Annotated in this window: 17 protein-coding genes; 12 read left to right on the top strand and 5 right to left on the bottom strand. The window is 61.0% G+C overall.

Annotated elements, in window-relative coordinates; all coding sequences use genetic code 11:
- Nucleotides 1-112: 112 nt before the first annotated feature.
- Together QP828_RS02520 and miaA are read left to right on the top strand one after the other, a co-directional pair.
- Nucleotides 113-655: a regulatory protein RecX gene (locus tag QP828_RS02520; protein WP_274778457.1), complete on the top strand. Its 543-nt coding sequence runs from the start codon at nucleotides 113-115 to the stop codon at nucleotides 653-655.
- Nucleotides 652-1563 carry a tRNA (adenosine(37)-N6)-dimethylallyltransferase MiaA gene (gene miaA, locus QP828_RS02515; RefSeq protein ID WP_274778458.1) on the top strand — a complete coding sequence of 304 codons (912 nt, stop codon included), beginning with the start codon at nucleotides 652-654 and terminating at the stop codon, nucleotides 1561-1563. The genes QP828_RS02520 and miaA overlap by 4 nt, the downstream gene beginning before the upstream one ends.
- A 63-nt stretch (nucleotides 1564-1626) precedes the next feature.
- Here miaA and QP828_RS02510 read toward each other — a convergent pair whose 3' ends face one another.
- Complete coding sequence (locus tag QP828_RS02510) at nucleotides 1627-2229, bottom strand: class I SAM-dependent methyltransferase (RefSeq protein ID WP_274778459.1); 603 nt, start codon at nucleotides 2227-2229, stop codon at nucleotides 1627-1629.
- Nucleotides 2230-2336: 107 nt separating this feature from the next.
- Between QP828_RS02510 and hflX the strand changes: the two genes are divergently transcribed.
- Both hflX and QP828_RS02500 read left to right on the top strand, forming a co-directional pair.
- Nucleotides 2337-3866, top strand: a complete 1530-nt coding sequence (hflX, locus tag QP828_RS02505; protein WP_274778460.1) for a GTPase HflX — start codon at nucleotides 2337-2339, stop codon at nucleotides 3864-3866.
- Nucleotides 3863-5803 (top strand): ATP-dependent DNA helicase, encoded by a 1941-nt coding sequence (locus QP828_RS02500; protein ID WP_274778461.1) that lies wholly within the window; start codon nucleotides 3863-3865, stop codon nucleotides 5801-5803. The genes hflX and QP828_RS02500 overlap by 4 nt, the downstream gene beginning before the upstream one ends.
- A gap of 120 nt (nucleotides 5804-5923) precedes the next feature.
- Here the strand turns inward: QP828_RS02500 and lexA are convergent, their stop codons facing one another.
- Nucleotides 5924-6631, bottom strand: coding sequence for a transcriptional repressor LexA (gene lexA, locus QP828_RS02495; RefSeq protein ID WP_274778462.1), 708 nt, complete (start codon nucleotides 6629-6631; stop codon nucleotides 5924-5926).
- Nucleotides 6632-6814: 183 nt separating this feature from the next.
- On the opposite strand from lexA, the gene QP828_RS02490 reads away from it, so the two are divergent.
- Entirely contained in the window at nucleotides 6815-7498 is a 684-nt protein-coding gene (locus tag QP828_RS02490) for a LysM peptidoglycan-binding domain-containing protein (protein WP_274778463.1), read from the top strand.
- Nucleotides 7499-7590: 92 nt separating this feature from the next.
- Entirely contained in the window at nucleotides 7591-8094 is a 504-nt protein-coding gene (gene nrdR, locus QP828_RS02485; protein WP_206435359.1) for a transcriptional regulator NrdR, read from the top strand.
- Nucleotides 8095-8214: 120 nt separating this feature from the next.
- Here the strand turns inward: nrdR and QP828_RS02480 are convergent, their stop codons facing one another.
- Nucleotides 8215-10374: an AMP-binding protein gene (locus QP828_RS02480; protein ID WP_274778464.1), complete on the bottom strand. Its 2160-nt coding sequence runs from the start codon at nucleotides 10372-10374 to the stop codon at nucleotides 8215-8217.
- A gap of 208 nt (nucleotides 10375-10582) precedes the next feature.
- The gene (locus tag QP828_RS02475) at nucleotides 10583-12856 is read right to left on the bottom strand and encodes a HelD family protein (protein ID WP_274778465.1); all 2274 of its coding nucleotides are present in this window, start codon (nucleotides 12854-12856) and stop codon (nucleotides 10583-10585) included.
- Between the two features lie 267 nt (nucleotides 12857-13123).
- Here QP828_RS02475 and QP828_RS02470 point away from each other — a divergent pair, with 267 nt between their 5' ends.
- Nucleotides 13124-14218, top strand: a complete 1095-nt coding sequence (locus tag QP828_RS02470; RefSeq protein WP_274778466.1) for a PAC2 family protein — start codon at nucleotides 13124-13126, stop codon at nucleotides 14216-14218.
- Here QP828_RS02470 and QP828_RS02465 read toward each other — a convergent pair.
- Nucleotides 14215-15048 carry a spermidine synthase gene (locus tag QP828_RS02465; protein ID WP_311373469.1) on the bottom strand — a complete coding sequence of 278 codons (834 nt, stop codon included), beginning with the start codon at nucleotides 15046-15048 and terminating at the stop codon, nucleotides 14215-14217. The two genes, QP828_RS02470 and QP828_RS02465, sit on opposite strands and share 4 nt — an antisense overlap.
- An 83-nt stretch (nucleotides 15049-15131) precedes the next feature.
- On the opposite strand from QP828_RS02465, the gene QP828_RS02460 reads away from it, so the two are divergent.
- The 5 genes from QP828_RS02460 (at nucleotide 15132) to ftsL (ending at nucleotide 19222) form a co-directional block, all read left to right on the top strand.
- The gene (locus tag QP828_RS02460) at nucleotides 15132-16484 is read left to right on the top strand and encodes a DNA polymerase IV (protein WP_274733186.1); all 1353 of its coding nucleotides are present in this window, start codon (nucleotides 15132-15134) and stop codon (nucleotides 16482-16484) included.
- 69 nt (nucleotides 16485-16553) lie between these two features.
- Nucleotides 16554-16961 carry a DUF3040 domain-containing protein gene (locus QP828_RS02455; protein WP_126134629.1) on the top strand — a complete coding sequence of 136 codons (408 nt, stop codon included), beginning with the start codon at nucleotides 16554-16556 and terminating at the stop codon, nucleotides 16959-16961.
- Nucleotides 16962-17305: 344 nt separating this feature from the next.
- Nucleotides 17306-17737 (top strand): division/cell wall cluster transcriptional repressor MraZ, encoded by a 432-nt coding sequence (gene mraZ / locus QP828_RS02450; protein ID WP_016442538.1) that lies wholly within the window; start codon nucleotides 17306-17308, stop codon nucleotides 17735-17737.
- Between the two features lie 112 nt (nucleotides 17738-17849).
- Complete coding sequence (gene rsmH / locus QP828_RS02445) at nucleotides 17850-18836, top strand: 16S rRNA (cytosine(1402)-N(4))-methyltransferase RsmH (protein WP_274733190.1); 987 nt, start codon at nucleotides 17850-17852, stop codon at nucleotides 18834-18836.
- Nucleotides 18833-19222 (top strand): cell division protein FtsL, encoded by a 390-nt coding sequence (gene ftsL, locus QP828_RS08805; protein WP_016442540.1) that lies wholly within the window; start codon nucleotides 18833-18835, stop codon nucleotides 19220-19222. Before rsmH ends, ftsL begins: the two co-directional genes overlap by 4 nt.
- Nucleotides 19223-19230: the final 8 nt, after the last annotated feature.

Below are 19230 nucleotides of genomic sequence, written 5' to 3'. Positions count from 1 at the left end.
GACACACTACTCGGATACCGAAACGCGCGGTGGGCGATCACCGGGCCGTAGCCGATCACAGCGAGGTACCCGGAATGGGCAAGGTCGTCGGCGTACGCCCGACCTCGAATCTTTGAGCGAAGAAGAACAATTACGCCGGGCTCGGGATATTGTCTACCGCCAGCTCGGCATGATGGATCGTTCCCGCTATCAGCTCAGTCAGGCGCTTCACACCCGTCAGGTCCCGGAAGCAATAGCTGAACGGGTACTCCACGAATTTGACGTTGCTGGCTATATTGACGATGCCAAGTTTGCACGTGCTCTCACCGCGGTTCGCCGGCGCGATAAACATGCTTCCCGGCGTGCTATCGCAGCTGAGTTGCACCGCAAAGGCGTAGCTGTGGAGCTCATTGAAGAAACGCTCGCGGATATTGATCCCGATGCGGAGCTTGATTCTGCGGTGCAGCTAGCGGTGAAGAAGCTGCGCAGCGCTTCCGGGAAACCGGAAACGCTAGCCCAGCGCACGTACGCCATGCTGGCCCGGCGCGGTTTCACAGCCGAGCAATGCGCACAGGCACTGCGCCGAGCCCGAGCGATACTCGTGGATGAACACACCGCGGAAGAAGCGGGGGATGCCGGGTACGGTTATACGACCGAAGGCACGGTGGCAGAGTGATTATCGCAGTCGTGGGGCCCACCGCAAGCGGAAAAACATCCGTCTCGTTGGAACTCGCAGAGCTTTTGGGTGGGCCGGAGAAGGTCGAGGTCATCTCCGCCGATGCTATGCAGCTGTACCGCGGCTTAGATATCGGTACCGCTAAACTTCCGTTCGCGCAGCGGCGTGGAATTAACCATCATCAAATTGACGAGTTGGATATCGCGGAAGAAGCCTCGGTTGCTGCCTACCAAAAGCATGCGCGGCAGGATCTCAGGGCTATCACCGCGGCGGGAAAAATCCCCGTGGTGGTGGGGGGCTCTGGGCTCTATGTGTCTGCGCTTCTTGATGAATTGCAGTTTCCCGGGACCGATCCCGGACTGCGCGCTGCGATTACGGAAGAAGCCCGCAGTGATTTCCCGCGGCTCCTGCGGGAGCTGGAGGAACGTGATCCGGAGGCATATGCCACCATCGATACTCGTAATGAACGCCGGGTCATTCGAGCCCTGGAAGTGATCCGGCTAACGGGTAAGCCCTACACCCCACGTTTCCCGCGCCACACCTCGCACTATGAGGATGTACATATCTTCGCGATCCACCGCGACATAACTGATCTTCACGCCGCGATCAACGCACGCGTGGATGACATGATGAGGGAAGGACTCCTCGAAGAAACCGCGGGCTTGTTGCGCCGCGGCTTGCGGGAAGCTCCTACCGCATCGCGGGCCACCGGATACCCTCAGGCCATGGCAATCCTGGATGGTAGCCTCAGCCTCGCTGCAGGCACGGAAGAAATCCGGATCGCCACCCGGAAGCTTGCGCGCCGGCAACGCTCGTGGTTCCGGGCCGATCCGCGCATAACATGGCTGGAAGCCAATGCGGCTACCCCAGCCCAGCTTGCTTCCCGGATACTTGAGGAGCTCACGTGACGAGGGCGAAGAGCGCCCTTGTCACTCCGAGTGTATCGCCTGGTAATCAGTGGCCAACGTGTGTCATGACCGGCGTACCCGCAAGACCCGGAATCCCTTGGAGGATCCGATCTTCTCGCACAGGTACCCCTCGCCCGCTAGCCAAGCAGCAAGGGAATCCGCACCTAAATTCTTCTGCACAACCAGGTAGGCTTCGCCATCTGCGGCCAGGCGATCCAGCCAGGTAGCAAGCAACTCATGCAGGGCAGCTTTCCCAATCCGGATAGGAGGATTCGACCACAGCAACCGAATTGATTTCTCTCCCAAACGCTCCAGGGCCTCGCCGGGGGTAAGCACGTCGCCATGTAAGCCGTTGGCTTCAAGGTTGATACGTGTCAATTCGCGAGCCCGCTCATTCACATCCACCCCGATAACGCGAGGAGTTTCGGCGGCCAAAGCCAAGGTGATCGGCCCCCAGCCGCACCCGAGATCCACCGCGATATCACCCGGCTCCAATTCCGGTTCGGGCACTTTTCGTAAGAGGACCGCGGTTCCTTTATCGAGGCCGTTGCCGGAAAAGACGCCGTCGTCGACCGTAACGGAATAGTCCCGCCCGCGGATCGTTACCTCCATGGCACGGGCGTTGCTCGCGGTATCCGGATGCTCTGAAAAGTAGTGCGAAGTCATAACACCAGCTTAAACGAGGCGCGGAGAGGAAGAAACTCGCAGGAAGCGCCGCCGACCACGCATGTGCGCCAGGTTGCCGGTAGGAAACTTCGGCGCAACGTGAGAAAATGAGAGTCCATACGAAGGAGAACGTGGCCATTAGTAACGAAGTACATGAACATGAGCACCACGTCGGTGATGTTGATATCTCCACCCGCCGCGGCACAGTGCTCCAAGCCGATACCGTATGGCAAGAGAGTACGGACAATATCCACCGCGACCACGTCGGCCTCCAGGAAGTTGAAGGTCTGGCCCGCGGTATCGAACGCGAACAAGGGATTGACGTTGAATACCGCCAGGTCCGCCTGGAACGAGTCATCCTTGTGGGAGTCTTCGCTGATGATCGTCCACGGGCCGAAGAATCCCTCCGTGAACTCGCAGCGCTAGCTGATACGGCCGGCTCAACGGTACTCGCCGGGGTTATCCAGCGCCGCACGCTTCCTGACCGTGCCACCTATCTCGGTGCGGGAAAAGCTCGAGAACTTGCCGCGATGGTGGAAGCTCACGAAGCTGATACCGTCATTGTTGATACCGAGCTGGCGCCTTCTCAACGGCGCGCCCTCGAAGATATCGTCAATGTCAAGGTTATTGACCGTACCGCTCTCATTCTTGATATTTTTGCGCGGCATGCCCAATCGAAGGAAGGCAAAGCTCAGGTAGAACTCGCGCAGCTCGAATATCTGCTCCCGCGCCTGCGCGGTTGGGGTGAATCGATGTCACGCCAGGCTGGTGGGCAGGTGGCCGGCGGTGCCGGAATCGGATCGCGCGGCCCCGGTGAAACTCAGCTGGAATTAGATCGACGTCGCATTCGCCAACGCATGGCAAAACTCCGGCGTGATATCAAAAAGATGGCACCGGCCCGCTCCACTCGGCGTGCCGAACGGCGGCGTACCGGTATCCCCTCCGTGGTGGTGGTTGGCTACACGAATGCCGGGAAATCCTCGCTGCTCAACCGGCTTACCGGGGCGAATGTTCTGGTCGAAAATGCCCTCTTCGCCACTCTCGACCCGACAGTACGCAAAGCCATCACCCCGGAAGGACGTGAATTCACGCTTTCGGATACGGTGGGATTTGTGCGTAATCTTCCCACTCAGCTGGTCGAAGCGTTCCGCTCCACCCTTGAAGAAGTGGATGGGGCGGATGTTCTCCTCCACGTGGTCGATGCCTCCAATGCGGATCCGGTTGCCCAGGTCACGGCCGTGCACGACGTGCTCGCGGATGTGCCCGGTGCCCGCGATATCCCGGAGATTATTGTGCTCTCCAAGGCTGATATTGCCGATCCGGTAGATCTGACCGCTCTGCGTTCACGCTACCCTTCCGCTATCGCGGTTTCCTCGCATAGCGGGGTGGGAATCGATGAGCTGCTTGCGCGCATCGAGGAAGAACTGCCCCACCCCGATATTGAAATTGACGCCATTATTCCCTTCGAGCGTGGTGATCTCGTCTCGCGGATTCTGGAAGAGGGCGAATTATTGGATGAGCTCGACTATCTGCCGACCGGCACGCGTATCCACGCCCTGGTGCGAGCAAATATCGCCGGGCAGATCGACTCCCGCTGGGATGCCCAAACAGATGCGTCCACCAGGATGCGGGCATGAGAAAAGAACTGGCCGAGATCCTCGAACTGGTGGTTGCGGATCTCGGGGGAGCGGTCCGCGAGGGCCAGAATCGTATGGTTGAGGAGACCGCCACCGCGTTGGAGGACTCTTCCCACCTGCTGATCCAAGCTGGGACGGGCACGGGGAAATCCATTGGTTACCTGGTTCCGCTCATGGAATGGTCGGTGCGGACCGGTCAGCGTGCGGTGGTGTCTACCGCCACCCTTGCCTTGCAGCGCCAAATCGTGGGGCAGGACGCGCCGCGAGTGGCGCGAGCCGTCAGTGCGGTAACCGGGCATGAGCCGCATATCGCTCTGCTCAAAGGCTGGAATAATTACGTGTGTTTGCGTAAGGTCCACGGTGGTTATCCCGAGGATGATGCGCTTGTCAGCCGCGCCGAAGGGGAATACGGCGCGAGTGCAACCGGTGAAGAAGTCGTGCGTTTGCGCGAATGGGCCGCGGAAACTGAGACCGGGGATCGTGACGACCTTGTCCCCGGGGTATCCGAGCGGGCCTGGCGCCAGGTGTCCTTGAGTAAACCCGAATGCGTGGGGGTGAAGTGCCCGCTCCGTGACGTGTGTTTTCCGGTGCGGGCCCGTACCGCGGCGGCCGAAGCGGATATCGTCATCACGAACCACGCCATGCTCGGCGTGCATAGTTCCGGCACCCCCGTGCTCCCGGACGCGGATGCTTTTGTTGTAGACGAAGCTCATGATCTCGTCGACCGCGTGACGAGTCAGCTCACCTTCGCGCTTTCCCACGGGGAAATCACGGGATTGGCGCGCCTGCTGCGCCGTGAAAAAATCTTGGCTGAGGGGATCGAACGGGCCCGTGACGGCGTCGTCGCCATTATGGATGAGCTGGAGGAAGGGCGCCTTGCCTGCCTGCCCGCGCCTTTGCAGGACGCTCTTATGCTGTTGTTGCGCGAATTGCAGCTGGTAGAGAACGACGTCGCAGCTCTGCCCGGTAGTACCGAATCAGATGCCGCAACGAAAGCGGTGGTGCGCCACCGGCTTTCTACCTGCGTCGATATGGTGAGCGCTATGGTGAGTGAAGAAGTGGCAACTGGCACATTGGTCGTGTGGCTTGCCCGCGATCTGGAGGGGCGGTCAAGTCTGTGTGCGGCACCCCTCGATGTGTCTGCACCGTTGGCGGATACGCTTTTCGAGGCCCGTCCCGCGATCCTTACCTCCGCCACGCTCGCCATCGGCGGGCGTTTTGACCTGGCTGCTCGTCAGATCGGTTTCTCTTATCCGAGCCAGGGTCCGTGGCGGGGAATCGACGTCGGCTCGCCATTCACCTACCACCAGCAGGGCATTCTTTATGTCGCGCGCCACCTGCCCGTCCCGGGGAAGGAGGGGTACGGGGAGGAAACTCTGCGTGAACTCGTGGAATTGATCGAGGCGGCGGAGGGCGGGGCGCTGTGTCTTTTCACCTCCCGTAAGGCCGCGAACGAGGCCGCGGCTTTCGCCCGCGATCACCTCGATCTGCCCATTTTGGCGCAGGGTGAGGACCAGCTGCCCACCCTCGTCAAAGATTTTGCCGCGGATCCCCACGCCTCGCTTTTCGGTACCCTTTCGCTGTGGCAGGGGGTGGATGTTCCCGGTCTGACGTGCCGCCTGGTGACCATTGATCGGATTCCGTTCCCGCGCCCCAACGACGCGCTGGTCCAAGCGCGTTCACGCCGGGCTAACGAGCGCGGATATAACGGCTTCATGGATGTGTCCGCAGCGCATGCTGCCCTGTTGTTGGCGCAGGGGGCCGGGCGCCTCATCCGCAGTGAGAGTGACCGGGGTGTGGTCGCGATTCTGGATCCGCGGCTTGTCACCGCGCGTTACGGTGGGTTCTTGCGCGCTTCGCTTCCGCATATGTGGGGAACGGACAACGGTGCCGTGGTCCGGGCGGCCCTGGGGCGGCTCGCGGCTCAAGTTAAATAGCGGTCTAGCCCGAATAGTAACCCGGCTTGGGCAGTGGATAGTAGTACGACGCCGCAGCCCTGCCCGATATGCAGGTTTACCAATCGCGGTGTTCCGGAGGCCGCCTGAAACCGAGGTTGGCTAGAGGGTGCGCAGTACCATGACGACGCGCCCGAGCACTTCGCTATCATCGGCGGGAATGGGGGAGTAAGCGGGGTTGCAAGGAAGCAGCGTGACGTGGCCATCGCGGCGTTGGAGAACTTTCACCGTGGCCTCCCCATCGATCATGGCAGCAACGATTTCCCCGTTTTCGGCGGTAGGCTGGCGGCGCACCACCACCCAGTCCCCATCGCAAATCGCCGCATCAATCATCGATTCGCCCTGGACTTTCAGGGTGAAAAGCTCGCCGGTTCCGGTCAATTGGCGCGGTAGCGGGAATACATCTTCAATGAGCTCTTCAGCCAGAATCGGAGCGCCGGCCGCGATTTTCCCGACGACTGGCACATTGATTGCCTCACTAATATCCACCGGGACATCAGATTCTAAGCTGGCCTGACCCGGTTTACCCACCGGAAGTAGCTGGCTTTCCCACTCGGAATCACCGCGAGAACGGCGTGCGTGGGCACGGCCGGCTTCTGTGAGCTCAATCATGCGAGGCCGGCGAGGATTGCGGGAGATGTAGCCCTTTTCCTCCAGTGCATCGAGTTGGTATTTCACTGAGGAAGGGGAGGACATGCCCACTTCTTCACCGATTTCCCGCACCGTTGGCGGGACGTGATGGGTGGCGATCCCGTCAATGACAACGTCCAGTATCTCTGCCTGGCGAGCCGTGAGTTGAGGATGATCCATATGCACTCCCGAGCGTTCGTGCCGAATTTTTTGTCGTAAGGGCGGGTTTGAATAGTTCTACGACGGTAGGGCCCGGAGTAGGACCGAACTTCACGGAGTCGAACGAACGTTCTAGACAAACCCTCACTGTCGTACTAGTCTAACATACAGATGTTCGGCGAACGAATGTTCGAGGAGTGGAAAATGAGTGTCGCATACCAGGAGATAACGCGGGAAACCAGCCGTGCTCACACTAGCCGGCGGCACCCGAAGCTGCGGGTGGTGGGTGAGCAGTCCGCGGCCGTGCATAGTAAGTCACGCGGGGAAGAAGTTTGCCACGGGGATGCTCGCGGGGCAGCTTCGGTCACGGCACTACGGGTAGCGGGGGCGCGCCGGCGCTGGAACACTCCGGCTCTGGGCGCGGTACGCCGTCCGGTTGCTTTTGCATCTGAGGTTGGTACTCACAAGGTTGCTCGGGTGGTACCGCTATCGGCACCATCGGTCTCGCGTTCACGCACCGTCTCAGCATCGCTGGCTTCGAATACGGCATCCGCCACTTTGGTGAAGCCGGTTCGCGGTGCGGCGGTACCCGGGGCGCGATCCAGCACGGCATCTCTGGATAGTGTCGTTCGGATGGGTGTGCGGGTAGCGCTAACCATCGCTGTTACTCTTCTGTTAGCCAGTTTTGCCATGATCGTGGGAACTACTTTCCTGGAAACAGGGATGGCAACCGTAACGGTGCAAGGTGGGGATAGCTTAGCGAGTATTGCTGCCAGCATCCCGGGAGTTCCTGATATTTCCACCGGGGTGGCAGATATCGTCAACCTTAACGGACTCTCGTCGCATAACTTGGTTCCCGGCCAGGTTCTTGAGATTCCGGGCTATTAGTCCTGAACTTTCGGTTGAGCACAGGCGGTACGGAGGGCTGGGCAATCTCGCCATAGGTATACGGTTGGCGCATTATAGCTGAGGCATTTAGAATGATTAATGTGCATTGCCCATTTTGTCGCAACCCTGATTCACGGGTGATTGATTCTCGTACCGCCGATGATGGTCTCTCCATTCGTCGCCGTCGCGAATGCCCGAACTGCCATCGGCGTTTCTCTACGCTGGAAACCGCCAGTCTTGTGGTCGTCAAGCGCTCGGGCGCTACCGAACCTTTCTCACGTCAGAAAATTATCAACGGGGTAGGGAAAGCCTGCCAGGGGCGCCCGGTTACCGAAGATCAACTCGCGCTTCTCGGAGCACAAGTGGAAGAAAAAGTCCGCTCCTCGGGCAGCTCGCAGATTGACGCGCATGATATCGGCCTAGCTATTCTCGAACCGCTCAAGGCTCTTGATCTCGTCGCATATCTTCGTTTCGCCTCGGTCTACTCAAATTACGATTCGATTGATGATTTTGAGCGCGCCATCGCAGACCTGCGCCGTGATCCGGATGTTCCGGTTGCATCAGAATCGCCGGATTTTTCGAAACCTCAATCCTGAAGCTCCTGCGCTGAGCGAAGCTCCTGCGCTGAGCGGTGTTTGTGGGCTGCGCGTTGCTTGTGGTTGGTTGTGAGGCATAGCTATACGGAGCGCTCCCACCCGTGGAACCACACCAACGGTCTAGTTTTCCGGGCTAGTTGAATTCTCCTCATTCTGGGAGGTTGCGGAACTACCCGAGGCGGGGTTAGTGGCACCGTCGCTCCTGCCATCGCTTTGGGGGTAACGGTTCTGGGCGCTCGCATGTTCTTGTGCAGTAGGCGTGATTGACCGCGTAGCGCCAGCAACTAAGTCGTGGCCAGATCGTACCACCCAGGTGGCAAAAGATTCCAAAGTAGCTCCCGCAGAACGCACGAAAGCAGCAATAGTTTCCTGACTGGGGGCAGTCTTATCGACCCATTGGCGTACCGCACCACCACTTTCCGTGGCGGACTTCGTGATGCTGGAGGCCCAACTTTGAATCTGATCGACAGTCAGGTTATAGGTGGTCTCCAAGCCGGCCAATACGCGCTCGAAAGTCTCACGGGTCATGTCACCCACCGCGGTAGTAGCACTTCCAGCGACCGCGCCGGCTTTTTTCACCCACACCCCGGCCGTCAGCTCGAAATTATCCAGCTGTTCGCGCACCGAGCGGCGCATCACCTTCCCTAACTGGGACGTGGGAAGAGAATCAAAAAGAGCAATAGACGATGGCATTGCGTAATGGGCAAGCTTACCTTCGGCCCAGCGGCGCACCGCAGCCAGATCAACCGTGGATCCCGGTTCCAATACAAGAGCGGCCACCACTGATTCGCCACGTTCCGCAGCGGGAATCCCCACAACTGCCACGTCGCGGACCTCTGGCATTTCCCGCAGGACTTCCTCCACCTCGGAAGGATAAATATTAAAACCGGAGGAATTAATCATCTCCTTCGCGCGATCAGCCATAACAACGAAAGGACCATCCCAGCGCCCCAAGTCACCGGTACGCAGCCAGTCTCCGAACAACGCCTCCTCGGTTTCCTCCGGTTCACCCAGGTACCCAGCAAAAACTTGCGGGCCGCGCACCAAAATCTCGCCCACATCCGCGGCATCCTCCGCCAAATTATCGGGATTGGCGATACGTACCTCGGTACCGGGGAACGGAACACCTAGGGTGGAAGGGCGCCGATTCTGGCTCATCGGAGATCCAGAAACCACCGGAGATGATTCCGTCATTCCATAGCCTTCGATGAGGAAACCGCCGGTGCGTTCCTCCCAGCGGCGCGCCACTTCGCTCGGCAGTGCCATCGCGCCGGACACCCCGAAACGAATCGAGGACAGGTCAATAGTTTCCCCGGCTGCTTCCCGCTTCTCCACCTCGGCAAGAATACGGGAGAACATGGGCGTTACCCCGGGCAACACGGTGATGGGGCGCCGCTTCTGAGCAGCCAGCAAAGACTGAATATCGAAATTCGGCAAGAAAATAGCGGTTGCAGCCAGATCAAGGCCGCACATCATCATGAGCGTAAAACCGAACGCATGGAAGAGGGGCAGCACCCCAGCAATCACCTCGTGATGATCAGCCTCAAAAGGCACCCAGGCAATGATCTGCTTGCGGTTGGACACCAAATTCCGGTGCGTGAGCATTACCGCTTTCGGCTTGCCGGTGGTACCCCCGGTAAACATATAGAGCGCTACGTCATCCGCCTGCGGTTTACGGAACGTATCGAGATCCATAGGAGCCGCTTTTCGCCACTCCCGATCAAAAGAAGCCACGTGAGCGGGAACATCCCCGCGCAAGCGAGCACGCTGGGTTCGTGCCTGCGCTATCGGAAGCTTGAGAAGAATCCGAGAGGTCAGGGGTAAGTCGCGGGAGAGGTCAACCGCGAAATAGTGGCGCGCGTCGTGGGTGGCTGGTGCCAGCGTGGCAATGGTCTTCTCCCACGCAATAACAACCCGCGCATTAACCATCGTGATCTGACGATGTAATTCAGGTCGCGGAGCTAGTGGATTCATCTCCGCCACGGTCGCACCTGTCAGTATCGCACCCCACAGCGCGTACATATGTTGGGGACAATTCGGTAAGGCCACGGCGACGGTATCCCCACGCTGCACCCCTAAACTGCGCAGGAGAGTAGCAACCCGGCGAGCCCGCTCAACCAGCTCCCGATAACTCGTCGTTGCCCCGAGGAAATCCAAGGCAACCCGATTGGGATAGCGTTCGGCCGCGCGCAGGAGCGACTCTTCTAAAGTCTCCTCGTCCACCGTGATATCGGAGGGTACCCACTCCGGGTAAATATCCAGCCAAGGTTTCACGGTCATTCCTACTCCTTCACCCACCCGAACAGCGGTTTCGTGGCGTTGACTAATCAATCATAGTGGTAATAACTCAGAACGGCGGTACGTGTAATCACGGTACGGCGTAAGCGCGGTATGTATACGGGCAGTACGCCTAACCACGGCACACGGAGTGACTGCATAACGGTCCGCAGTCCACGGCCGTCCCAGCCGCAGTGCAGGGGGGGCAATTTTAGGAACCAACACCCGCCGCGCTCGCGGTGAGCCCGTCCGGAAGATCGCCCTCGGACACCACGGAGAGAAGCTGGGTGGGGCGCGTCATCGCCACGTAAATATTTCCCGGGCCTTCGGCCAAAATCTCGCGTGGCTCCAGTAACACAACAGCGTCAAATTCCAAGCCCTTGGACTGCACCGCCGTGAGAACCTGGATCCGGGCCGTGACATCACGACCGGTGACATCTACAGTCCACCCGGCCAGTTCCGGAGCCGTTGCGATTGCTTGCGCCACCGGGGCTACTCGAGCCTCCGGCACGATTACGCCGAGGGTCCCGGCATGACCATAGCGCCTGTCCAAACGTTCGCACACGTGCGCCGTCGCCTTAATAGCACCTGTGGTAAGAGTTCCGGGCGCGCAGCGCGGGGCGATCTCCACGGCGCCGCCCTCGGTGCGAGCTGCACGCACGGGGCGCACCATAACCCCGGCGGCGCGCTGCACCGCCCCGGCCGTATCCAAAATAACGGCGGGAGTTCGGTAGGACACCGTGAGTTCTTCCACGCGTACCCGATCAGCCAAGCGCCCCACCAGCCCTTCCCAGCCGGCCCGCGGCGAACCATCCGGGCGTTGGTCAAGGTCACCGACCACCGTCATGGAGCGGGAGGGATTACGCCGAATAAGCATTTCCCACTGCATAGGGGAGAGCTCCTGGGCCTCATCGACCACGACGTGCCCATAGGTCCAGGTCCGATCCGCGGCAGCACGTTCGGCTAGTGAGCTGCCGTCCCCGCGCCCACCCATGCGCTCAGCCAGCAGTTCCGCGCTCACAATTCCGCCGCCCACGCCCAGCGCCTCCATTGTTTCTCCGGCATAGCTCAGGCGATTGCGTTCGGCCGCGTCGCGCGCCGCCCGGGCATGGCGCTCCGCATCGGTGGCAAAAGGCCCGAGAACTTCAGCGAATTCATCAATGAGGGCAATATCGGCGATAGTCATACCGTGCCCGGCCGGGCGCTGCAGCGCGGCTCGTTCCGCAGCGCTGAGTTCGGGCGCCACCTCGGCAAGAAGATGCGGTTTGGTGAGTAGGCGTTCCAGCAGCGCCACCGCGGAGGACGGCATCCAGCGCAGATTGATTTCCCGGCGCGCATCAATGCTCTCTGCTACATCGGCGATAATCCACGGATTTTCCGAGAGCTCCACGTCCTGGCCCTCGGCCACCTGGCGCGCTAAAACATCCACGAGGTACTTCGCGTAGGTATCGCGGGCCTCATTATGGCGTTTACCGGTTCTGCGGGCCCGCCGCTGCGCGTTGTCTACATCCTGCGGGGTCAGGCGCACATCAACCCCGCTGATGCGCATCCGCACGGTCTTACGTAGCGGGCGCTCGAGGAGGGTACGCACCGCCCGCGGGGCGATGGTGCGCCAAACAAGGCGCCCCTTAACCTCCGCGGCCGGGGCAGTATCGACGGCGCTTACGGTCACCCCGGGCACCAGCCCGGCAATCGTCGTCGACACAACATCCGATTCTCCCAGTGAAGGCAACACCTGATCGATATAGCGCAAAAAGACCGGCGAGGGACCCACAATAAGAACCCCGGAGCGCGCCAGCCGCTCACGGTGGGTATAGAGCAGATAGGCCGCGCGGTGGAGAGCCACCGCTGTTTTTCCGGTGCCGGGCCCGCCCTGAACAACCAGCACATTATTGGAATCGGCGCGAATAATACTGTCCTGTTCGGCCTGAATCGTCGCGACGATATCGTTCATTTTCCCGTCGCGCGCGGCATTCATCGCCGCCATGAGGGCGCCCTCGCCCGTCAGATTGAGATCCGAGGAGGCACGGGAGGAATCAAGAAGCTCATCTTCCACCCCGGTAACCGTGCGGAGGCGGGTCTGAATATGGCGGCGCCGCCGTACCTTCCCCGGATGGGCAGCGGTGGCGCGATAAAAGGGTTCCGATTGCGGGGCACGCCAGTCCAGGAGCAAGATCTCTCCGGCTTCGTCTTTCAAACCGATTCGTCCGATATGATCGGTTTCACCGTCGCGAGTATCGAGCCGCCCGAGAACCAGCCGGTTTTCAACCCGCCGCAAACGGGTGAGATTATCTTCGTAATGGGTGGCGAAAGAATCCCGCTCGGTCATCTCACCGGCGCTTTCCTGACCGCTCTGGCTGCGCACGGCAGCCAGGCGCTGGGCGTAGGCCTCGCGTTGGCGATCAAGCGCGTGATACGCAGTATCCACGAAAAGCTGTTCTTCCCGTATCGCGTCCTCGCGCGCGCTGTGAGGATCGTTGACCACGAGCGGCTCCTCCTGATGACCGAAAATAATCGGGTGGTGTCCTGGAAAAAAGTAACAATCAATTATGACGGAAAACGCCCGGGCGCGCTATAGTGCGGTGACAGGAACGACAGTGATCAGCCGGTGGCGAATACCGGAACCGTGTTCGGTTACGTCTCGTTGTCACGATTGCTGTTGCCGCGGTACGACGGCGCCTGGCACACCCGGCCAGGCCGGTAGTCTAGGCTGGAAGGGAAGCTAGCGAGCTGGAGAGGGAGGAGGAGCGCGGTGAACTATTTCGTCTACCCCTGTGAGGGTGAACATGAGGATGCCTGGGCGAACGGGGAGCGTTTCGATAGCGTCGTCGTTCATCTCACCGATCCCATCAATGACATTGGTTCGGTATCCGAACTCATTGCCTCCCAGCTCTATACTCTGGACCTCAGCCCGGTGGCCGATATACATGTGGACGGGCTGGTCGATTACCGAGCGCAGCGTCCGCGGGTGCACTACCTCAATGGTGCTTTGGAAGATATCGCTATCCCGGCGCTCGGGTTGTTCCACGCGAAAGATATTGAAGGCACCTCTTTTTTGCTCCTGCTCGGTACCGAACCTGATTTTTGCTGGCAGGGGCTGAACTCCGAGCTCATGGCAGTTTTCGCGCAGCTCGGGGTCAAGCACCTCTACCGGGCCGGGTCGGTGGCCGGGGCGCTACCCCATACCCGCCAGCCCGATATGCTCATCCGCACCCGCAATTCAGAACCGGTGGCTCCCGCGCTCGAAGCCGATGTGTGGTACCCGGCTTCTTTCTCGGATTTTTTGGAATACAGTCTAGGTCAAATGGGCGTGGCGACCTTCTCCGTAACGGTGCGCGTCCCTATGTATATAGCGGGGCATCATTACGCGGCCGGGGCCGCTAGCGCGCTTTCCATGCTCGCAAAAACGGCCGGGTTGAGCCTGCCGCTCGGAGATTTGGAAGCTAGCGCCGCCGAAGAATCTGAGCAGCTCGCCCAGCTCACCGAACACAATGAGCAGCTCGCGGAAATCGTTGCGGCCCTGGAAACCGAATATGATCGGGCGGAGGGGCATCCGGGTCTTATCCAAGCCCCGCAGCATACTCTCACCGTCCCCAGCGCCGATGAAATCGGGCGTGCGGCGGAAAGTTTCCTTGCGCGAGTGGATGCTTCGATGGTCAAGCGCAAAGAGCACGCTGATAACGAGCAGGCGCAGATGACGGAACGTCTGGAAAATATGCGAGCTGCTTGGCAACATGCCAGTAACGGGCAGCATTCCGGCACCGAGCGTGATCGGGGCGACCAGCGTCCCGAGCCGGAGGGCAACCCGAGCACCGAACGGCCGCGCGGCCGGCACGCCGCGGACTAATCGTCGGGTAGGGGAGTGCTAGCGGGCAAGTAGCCGATATCGGTATCCCGCTCGAGAATGGCGCCGCGAGCCCTCCGGCGTAAATCCGCCCGCCCCACCATGCGCGCGGGGAGTGGGAGGCGGCGTACCAGCCGCTCGATCTGCGCGAAAGCGAATTCCCGCTGCGAGGCAGCCAAGACAATATTGCCGAAGCGGCGCCCGCGCAGCACCGCCGGATCCATAATCGCTAGCACATGCTCGAAATGCTCGAGGAGGGCCCGTGATTCATTCGCGAAGCGGGTCAAGCCGGTCGAAGCCACTGAGTTGAGGAGATACACGCCGTCTGGTTGCAAAACCTGGGCGACTCGCGCAGCGGCGTCGCCGGTACGTAAGTGGGGCGGAACATCACGGTCAGCAAAAGCATCGCGCACGACCACGTCCCAGCGTGCCGCTGTGGTGTCCAGGGTGACGCGCGCATCCTGCACCCGGATACGCAAGCGCGGGGAAGGTGGCAGATCGAACCACTCGCGTGCGTAGGTGGCGAGTTTGCCGTCGATTTCCGCCGCTAGCTGGCGTGAGCCGGGCCGCGCGGCATCCACGGCGCGCGGAAAAGCGCATCCGGCCGCTCCCAGGTGGAGTACCCGCAGCGGCTGACGCTTGGGGTACATGGCTTCAAGAATGCACCTAAACTGTTGCATATACTCGAATTCAAGATAGGTGGGATCGTCGAGGTCCAGGGCGGATGATTCCACTCCGTCCAAGTAGAGCGTCACGAGGGACGGGCGATCCGAGCGTCGATCTAGTTCGGCGAGGGCATAATCAGTTCGCACGGGTTCGGTAGGCACACTCACAGCTCCAGCCTAACGGAGAGCAGGGTCGAGCGAGGGGAAACTGAGGACACGAAGCAGAGGGCAACCTAGGAAACGGAGGGCTTATGTCACGCGCACCGCGCTCACGTGCTGCCCGCCATTCCTGGGGCGATGACGATTCGCGTACTCCCATCCTCCACATCGATATGGATGCTTTTTTCGTATCCGTGGAGCTTCTCGACCATCCGGAGCTGCGCGGGTGTCCCGTCGCGGTGGGCGGCCAGGAACGCGGTGTCGTGGCCGCTGCCTCCTACGAGGCACGCGCTTTCGGCGTGAATTCCGCGATGCCGGTGGGGCAGGCACGGCGGCGCTGTCCGAATCTCATTATGCTGGCCCCGCGCCTGGAGCTTTACCGCGCGGTATCGGAAAAAATCATGGCGATTTTGCGGGAGGTTACCCCGCTGGTTGAGCAGCTCTCCGTGGACGAAGCTTTTCTGGATGTCGGGGGAGCACGCCGGCTTTTCGGCTCTCCCGTTCATATCGGCCAACAGCTGCGCGCCCGGATCCGCGCCGAGGTTGGGGTGCCGGCTTCCGTGGGGATCGCCGCTACTAAACACGTGGCCAAAATTGCCTCCGCGCACGCCAAACCAGACGGGCTTCTCCTTATCCCCGCCGCGGCCACCCTCGAGTTTTTGCACGACTTACCGGCCGGGGCGCTGTGGGGTGTGGGCGGGCGCACCGAGGAGCGTTTGCGTTTGCACGGGATCGAAACGGTGGGCGACGTCGCCGCAGCCGGCCCTGATCAGCTCCGCCGCCTGGTTGGAACCGCGGCAGGGGAGCACCTCTTCCAGCTGGCCAGCGGCGTCGATCCGCGCCCCGTCACCCCGAGTCGCGAGGAAAAATCCATCGGACGCGAAGAAACTTTTTTCGACCCCCTGGCTGACCGGGGCGAACTCCACCGGATTCTGCTTTCTCAGGCTCATGACACCGCCACCCGACTACGCGCAAAAGACCTGGTCGGGCGCACCGTGGCGATTAAGGTACGGTTCCCGGACTTCACCACCATCACCCGGTCGGCAACGCTGCCGCAAGCCACCCAGGTTGCCGCAGATATTTACGAACGCGCCCGCGAGCTGCTGGACGGGGTGGAGATCCCTACCGCCGGCTTGCGGCTCCTGGGCCTGCGGGTGGAAAACCTGAGCGAGCAGGGCGGTTTCCAGCAGCTCGCTTTCGACGATGATCCGCGCCGCGGCGAAGCCGAAAGCGCTATGGATGCGGTGCGTTCGCGTTTCGGAGCCGGGGCACTCGGGCCGGCAAGTCTTTTGCGGGTGCCGGGTACGGGCCACGGCGATGGGGCGGGCGATGGCGATGGTGCGGGAGGCGCCGGAACGGGGCATGGTGGACCGGGGCGCGATAGAACGGGGCGCGGCGACGTCGCACCCGGTGGGCGCGCAGGGCGCGGAAACGGTGTATCGTGACACAACATATCGTGACGCTGGCCCACGGGGCACGGTAGACTGGCAGCAGTACAGTAACAAGGAGGCACAGTGGCCCTATCGGACTACGAGAAGAAGATGCTCGCTGAGCTGGAAGCGCAGCTCACCAACGAGGATCCCAGCTTCGCGCGTAATATGAAGCCCGCTGCTCCGGAAGTAGAAGCCATCAGTCGGCAGCTGTCCGTGCGCAATCTCGTACTGGGGATTCTCGGGCTGGTCGCGGGCATCGCCATTCTGATCGGTGGGATTTCTGCACCGAAGATGTGGTGGCTCGGTTTGCTCGGTGTCATCATTATGTTTGCCTCGGTGTGGTACGCGCTCGCGGGCGTACATACGGAGAAAGTCGCGGTGCCTGCCGGCGGCGCGGCATCCCCGAGTTCGGCGGGGCCGCGCGGAGTATCGTCCTTTATGCAGCGCCAGCAAGAAATTTGGGAAAAGCGCCGCCGCGGCGACCACTAGATTCGCGTGCCGCACCGGTTCGGCCGGTAACTCAAACTCAGCACCCGTAACGGTGAGAGGATATCGATCCTCTCACCGTTTTCTTTTTCTGAGGTACGACGGCGCAGCTGGGTGAAAGTGCCCTCGCTCCACTGACCATTCTGCTCCACGGAATGCCTCGCATATGGATCTGGCATTCCTCACCCCTGAATACCCCACCACACTCCACGTGCACTCCACTCAGTTTTCCCCTGTGATCACGGGCTTTTCTGAGAATCACTAGCGCGACATACCCTCGTCATGGCAAACTGGTGGAGGAAAGTGGAGTAAAGTGGAGGTAAGCGCCACGGGAGGGGGTGCGGTAGATGTTCCTCGGCACGTATGAGCCCAAATTGGACGACAAAGGTCGAATTATTCTGCCCGCCAAATTTCGTGATCAGCTCCAGGGCGGGCTGGTGATGACGCGCGGTCAGGAACACTGCATCTACGTTTTTCCGCTCGCGGATTTTGTGGAATTGCAGCAGACCCTGGCCAAAGCCCCCTTGACGTCTAAAGAGGCGCGGTCATATACCCGCGTACTGCTCTCCGGCGCCGTGGATGACATCCCTGATAAACAGGGGCGAATCACCATTCCGGCAATGCTGCGCACGTACGCGGGTCTGGATCGCAACCTCGCGGTTATCGGCACGGGCAACCGAGTCGAAATCTGGGATAGCGCCGCGTGGGCGGCCTATCTGGAGGATCAAGAATCGGCTTTCGCCGATAGGGAGGAAGAGGTCATCCCCGGCCTCTTCTAGGAATCGCGTGATCGCGGTGGCGGTCTTTCGCGAGAGCTCTGAGGCACTTCCCCAGCTTCAGATCACTCGCGGGGGATCACTATCGCGGGCGCCGCAATGAGAAGGGCACAGAATGGAGACAGCACGCACCTCGGGCGCGCCGCGCGCCGCTGGGAACGCGCTGCATGCCCCGGTGCTCGTGGACACCTGCATCGAACTCCTCGCCCCCGCCTTCCAGGTTCCCGCTCCTGTCCTCATTGACTGCACGCTCGGGATGGGCGGACACACCGAAGCTTTCCTTGAGCGTTTTGAAAACCTCACTGTTATCGGAATCGACCGCGACCCTGCCGCCATTGCCTTGGCGGGGGAGCGCTTGGCCCGTTTCGGCAAACGGTTCCGCCCCGTCCAAACCACGTACGACGACGTGGCCGCGGCAGCGGGAAATCGCCCCGTAGATGGAATCCTCATGGATTTGGGAGTGTCCTCCCTGCAATTGGATGAAACTGAGCGCGGGTTCTCCTACTCGCATGACGCCCCGCTTGATATGCGTATGAACGCCCAGGTCGGGCGCACCGCCGCGGATATCCTCGCGGAAGAATCGGTACGCGAGCTCACCCGGATTTTGCGCGAGTACGGGGAGGAAAAATTCGCCCACCGTATCGCCACCGCCGTTGTGCAACGGCGCGCCAGTGCCCCGTTGCTCCGTACCGGCGAATTGGTGGATATCGTACGTTCTTCCATCCCAGCCCCGGCGCGGCGCACCGGGGGGAACCCCGCCAAGCGCACCTTCCAGGCACTGCGCATTGCGGTGAATGACGAACTCGGAACACTCGAGCGGGCGTTGCCGGCAGCGCTCGCCAGTTTGCGGGTGGGTGGGCGCATCGTCGTCGAAGCTTATCAATCCCTGGAAGATCGGCTGGTGAAACGGGCTTTTGCCGCCGGGGCCACCTCCCGGGCACCCAGGGGACTGCCCGTTGAACTTGAAGAACATAAACCTTGGTTGGAGCTCCTCACCCGAGGAGCTATCCGAGCTAACGAAGAAGAAATCACCCGCAACTCCCGGTCCGCGTCCGTTCGCTTACGCGCTGCCGAGAAAATCCGTCCCGGAGGTCAGCTATGAGCGCACAGCCCCACGCTGTTGCAGCGCCGCGTACCCGTCCCGTGATCTCGGGGCGTCCCGAACTCACGCTTATCCCCACTCCGGCGGCGCACCGTGGCTTTCTCGGGACCGTAATCATATGCTTGGCACTCTTCTTCGGCGCGTTTGCCACAGTTTTTGCACTTAATACGCGTATGGTAGGCACGGCGTACGAAATCCGCTCCGTCAAGCAGGAGCTGGCGGTCGCGCAATCGGTGGAGTCCACCCTCACGGATGAAGTCGTGGGGGCCTCCACTCCGCAAGGTCTCAAGGAACGCGCGCAGGCCCTCGGCCTCGTCCCCGCCACGGACGTTCAGCATATGGACCTGGGGTCCGCTACGATTCTTGCTCCGATTCCGGGGGAGTGACACGAAGG

This window comes from Actinotignum sanguinis (genome assembly GCF_030230305.1).
Classification (GTDB): Bacteria; Actinomycetota; Actinomycetes; order Actinomycetales; family Actinomycetaceae; genus Actinotignum; species Actinotignum sanguinis.
This window is presented reverse-complemented; position numbering and strand designations above follow the sequence as displayed.

Bases quoted from the DNA above. Each gene is read 5' to 3' on its own strand.
- QP828_RS02510 (WP_274778459.1), bottom strand. From the start codon at position 2,229: ATGACTTCGCACTACTTTTCAGAGCATCCGGATACCGCGAGCAACGCC.
- hflX (WP_274778460.1), top strand. From the start codon at position 2,337: ATGAGAGTCCATACGAAGGAGAACGTGGCCATTAGTAACGAAGTACAT.
- QP828_RS02500 (WP_274778461.1), top strand. From the start codon at position 3,863: ATGAGAAAAGAACTGGCCGAGATCCTCGAACTGGTGGTTGCGGATCTC.
- lexA (WP_274778462.1), bottom strand. From the start codon at position 6,631: ATGGATCATCCTCAACTCACGGCTCGCCAGGCAGAGATACTGGACGTT.
- QP828_RS02490 (WP_274778463.1), top strand. From the start codon at position 6,815: ATGAGTGTCGCATACCAGGAGATAACGCGGGAAACCAGCCGTGCTCAC.
- nrdR (WP_206435359.1), top strand. From the start codon at position 7,591: ATGATTAATGTGCATTGCCCATTTTGTCGCAACCCTGATTCACGGGTG.
- QP828_RS02480 (WP_274778464.1), bottom strand. From the start codon at position 10,374: ATGACCGTGAAACCTTGGCTGGATATTTACCCGGAGTGGGTACCCTCC.
- QP828_RS02460 (WP_274733186.1), top strand. From the start codon at position 15,132: ATGTCACGCGCACCGCGCTCACGTGCTGCCCGCCATTCCTGGGGCGAT.
- mraZ (WP_016442538.1), top strand. From the start codon at position 17,306: ATGTTCCTCGGCACGTATGAGCCCAAATTGGACGACAAAGGTCGAATT.
- rsmH (WP_274733190.1), top strand. From the start codon at position 17,850: ATGGAGACAGCACGCACCTCGGGCGCGCCGCGCGCCGCTGGGAACGCG.
- ftsL (WP_016442540.1), top strand. From the start codon at position 18,833: ATGAGCGCACAGCCCCACGCTGTTGCAGCGCCGCGTACCCGTCCCGTG.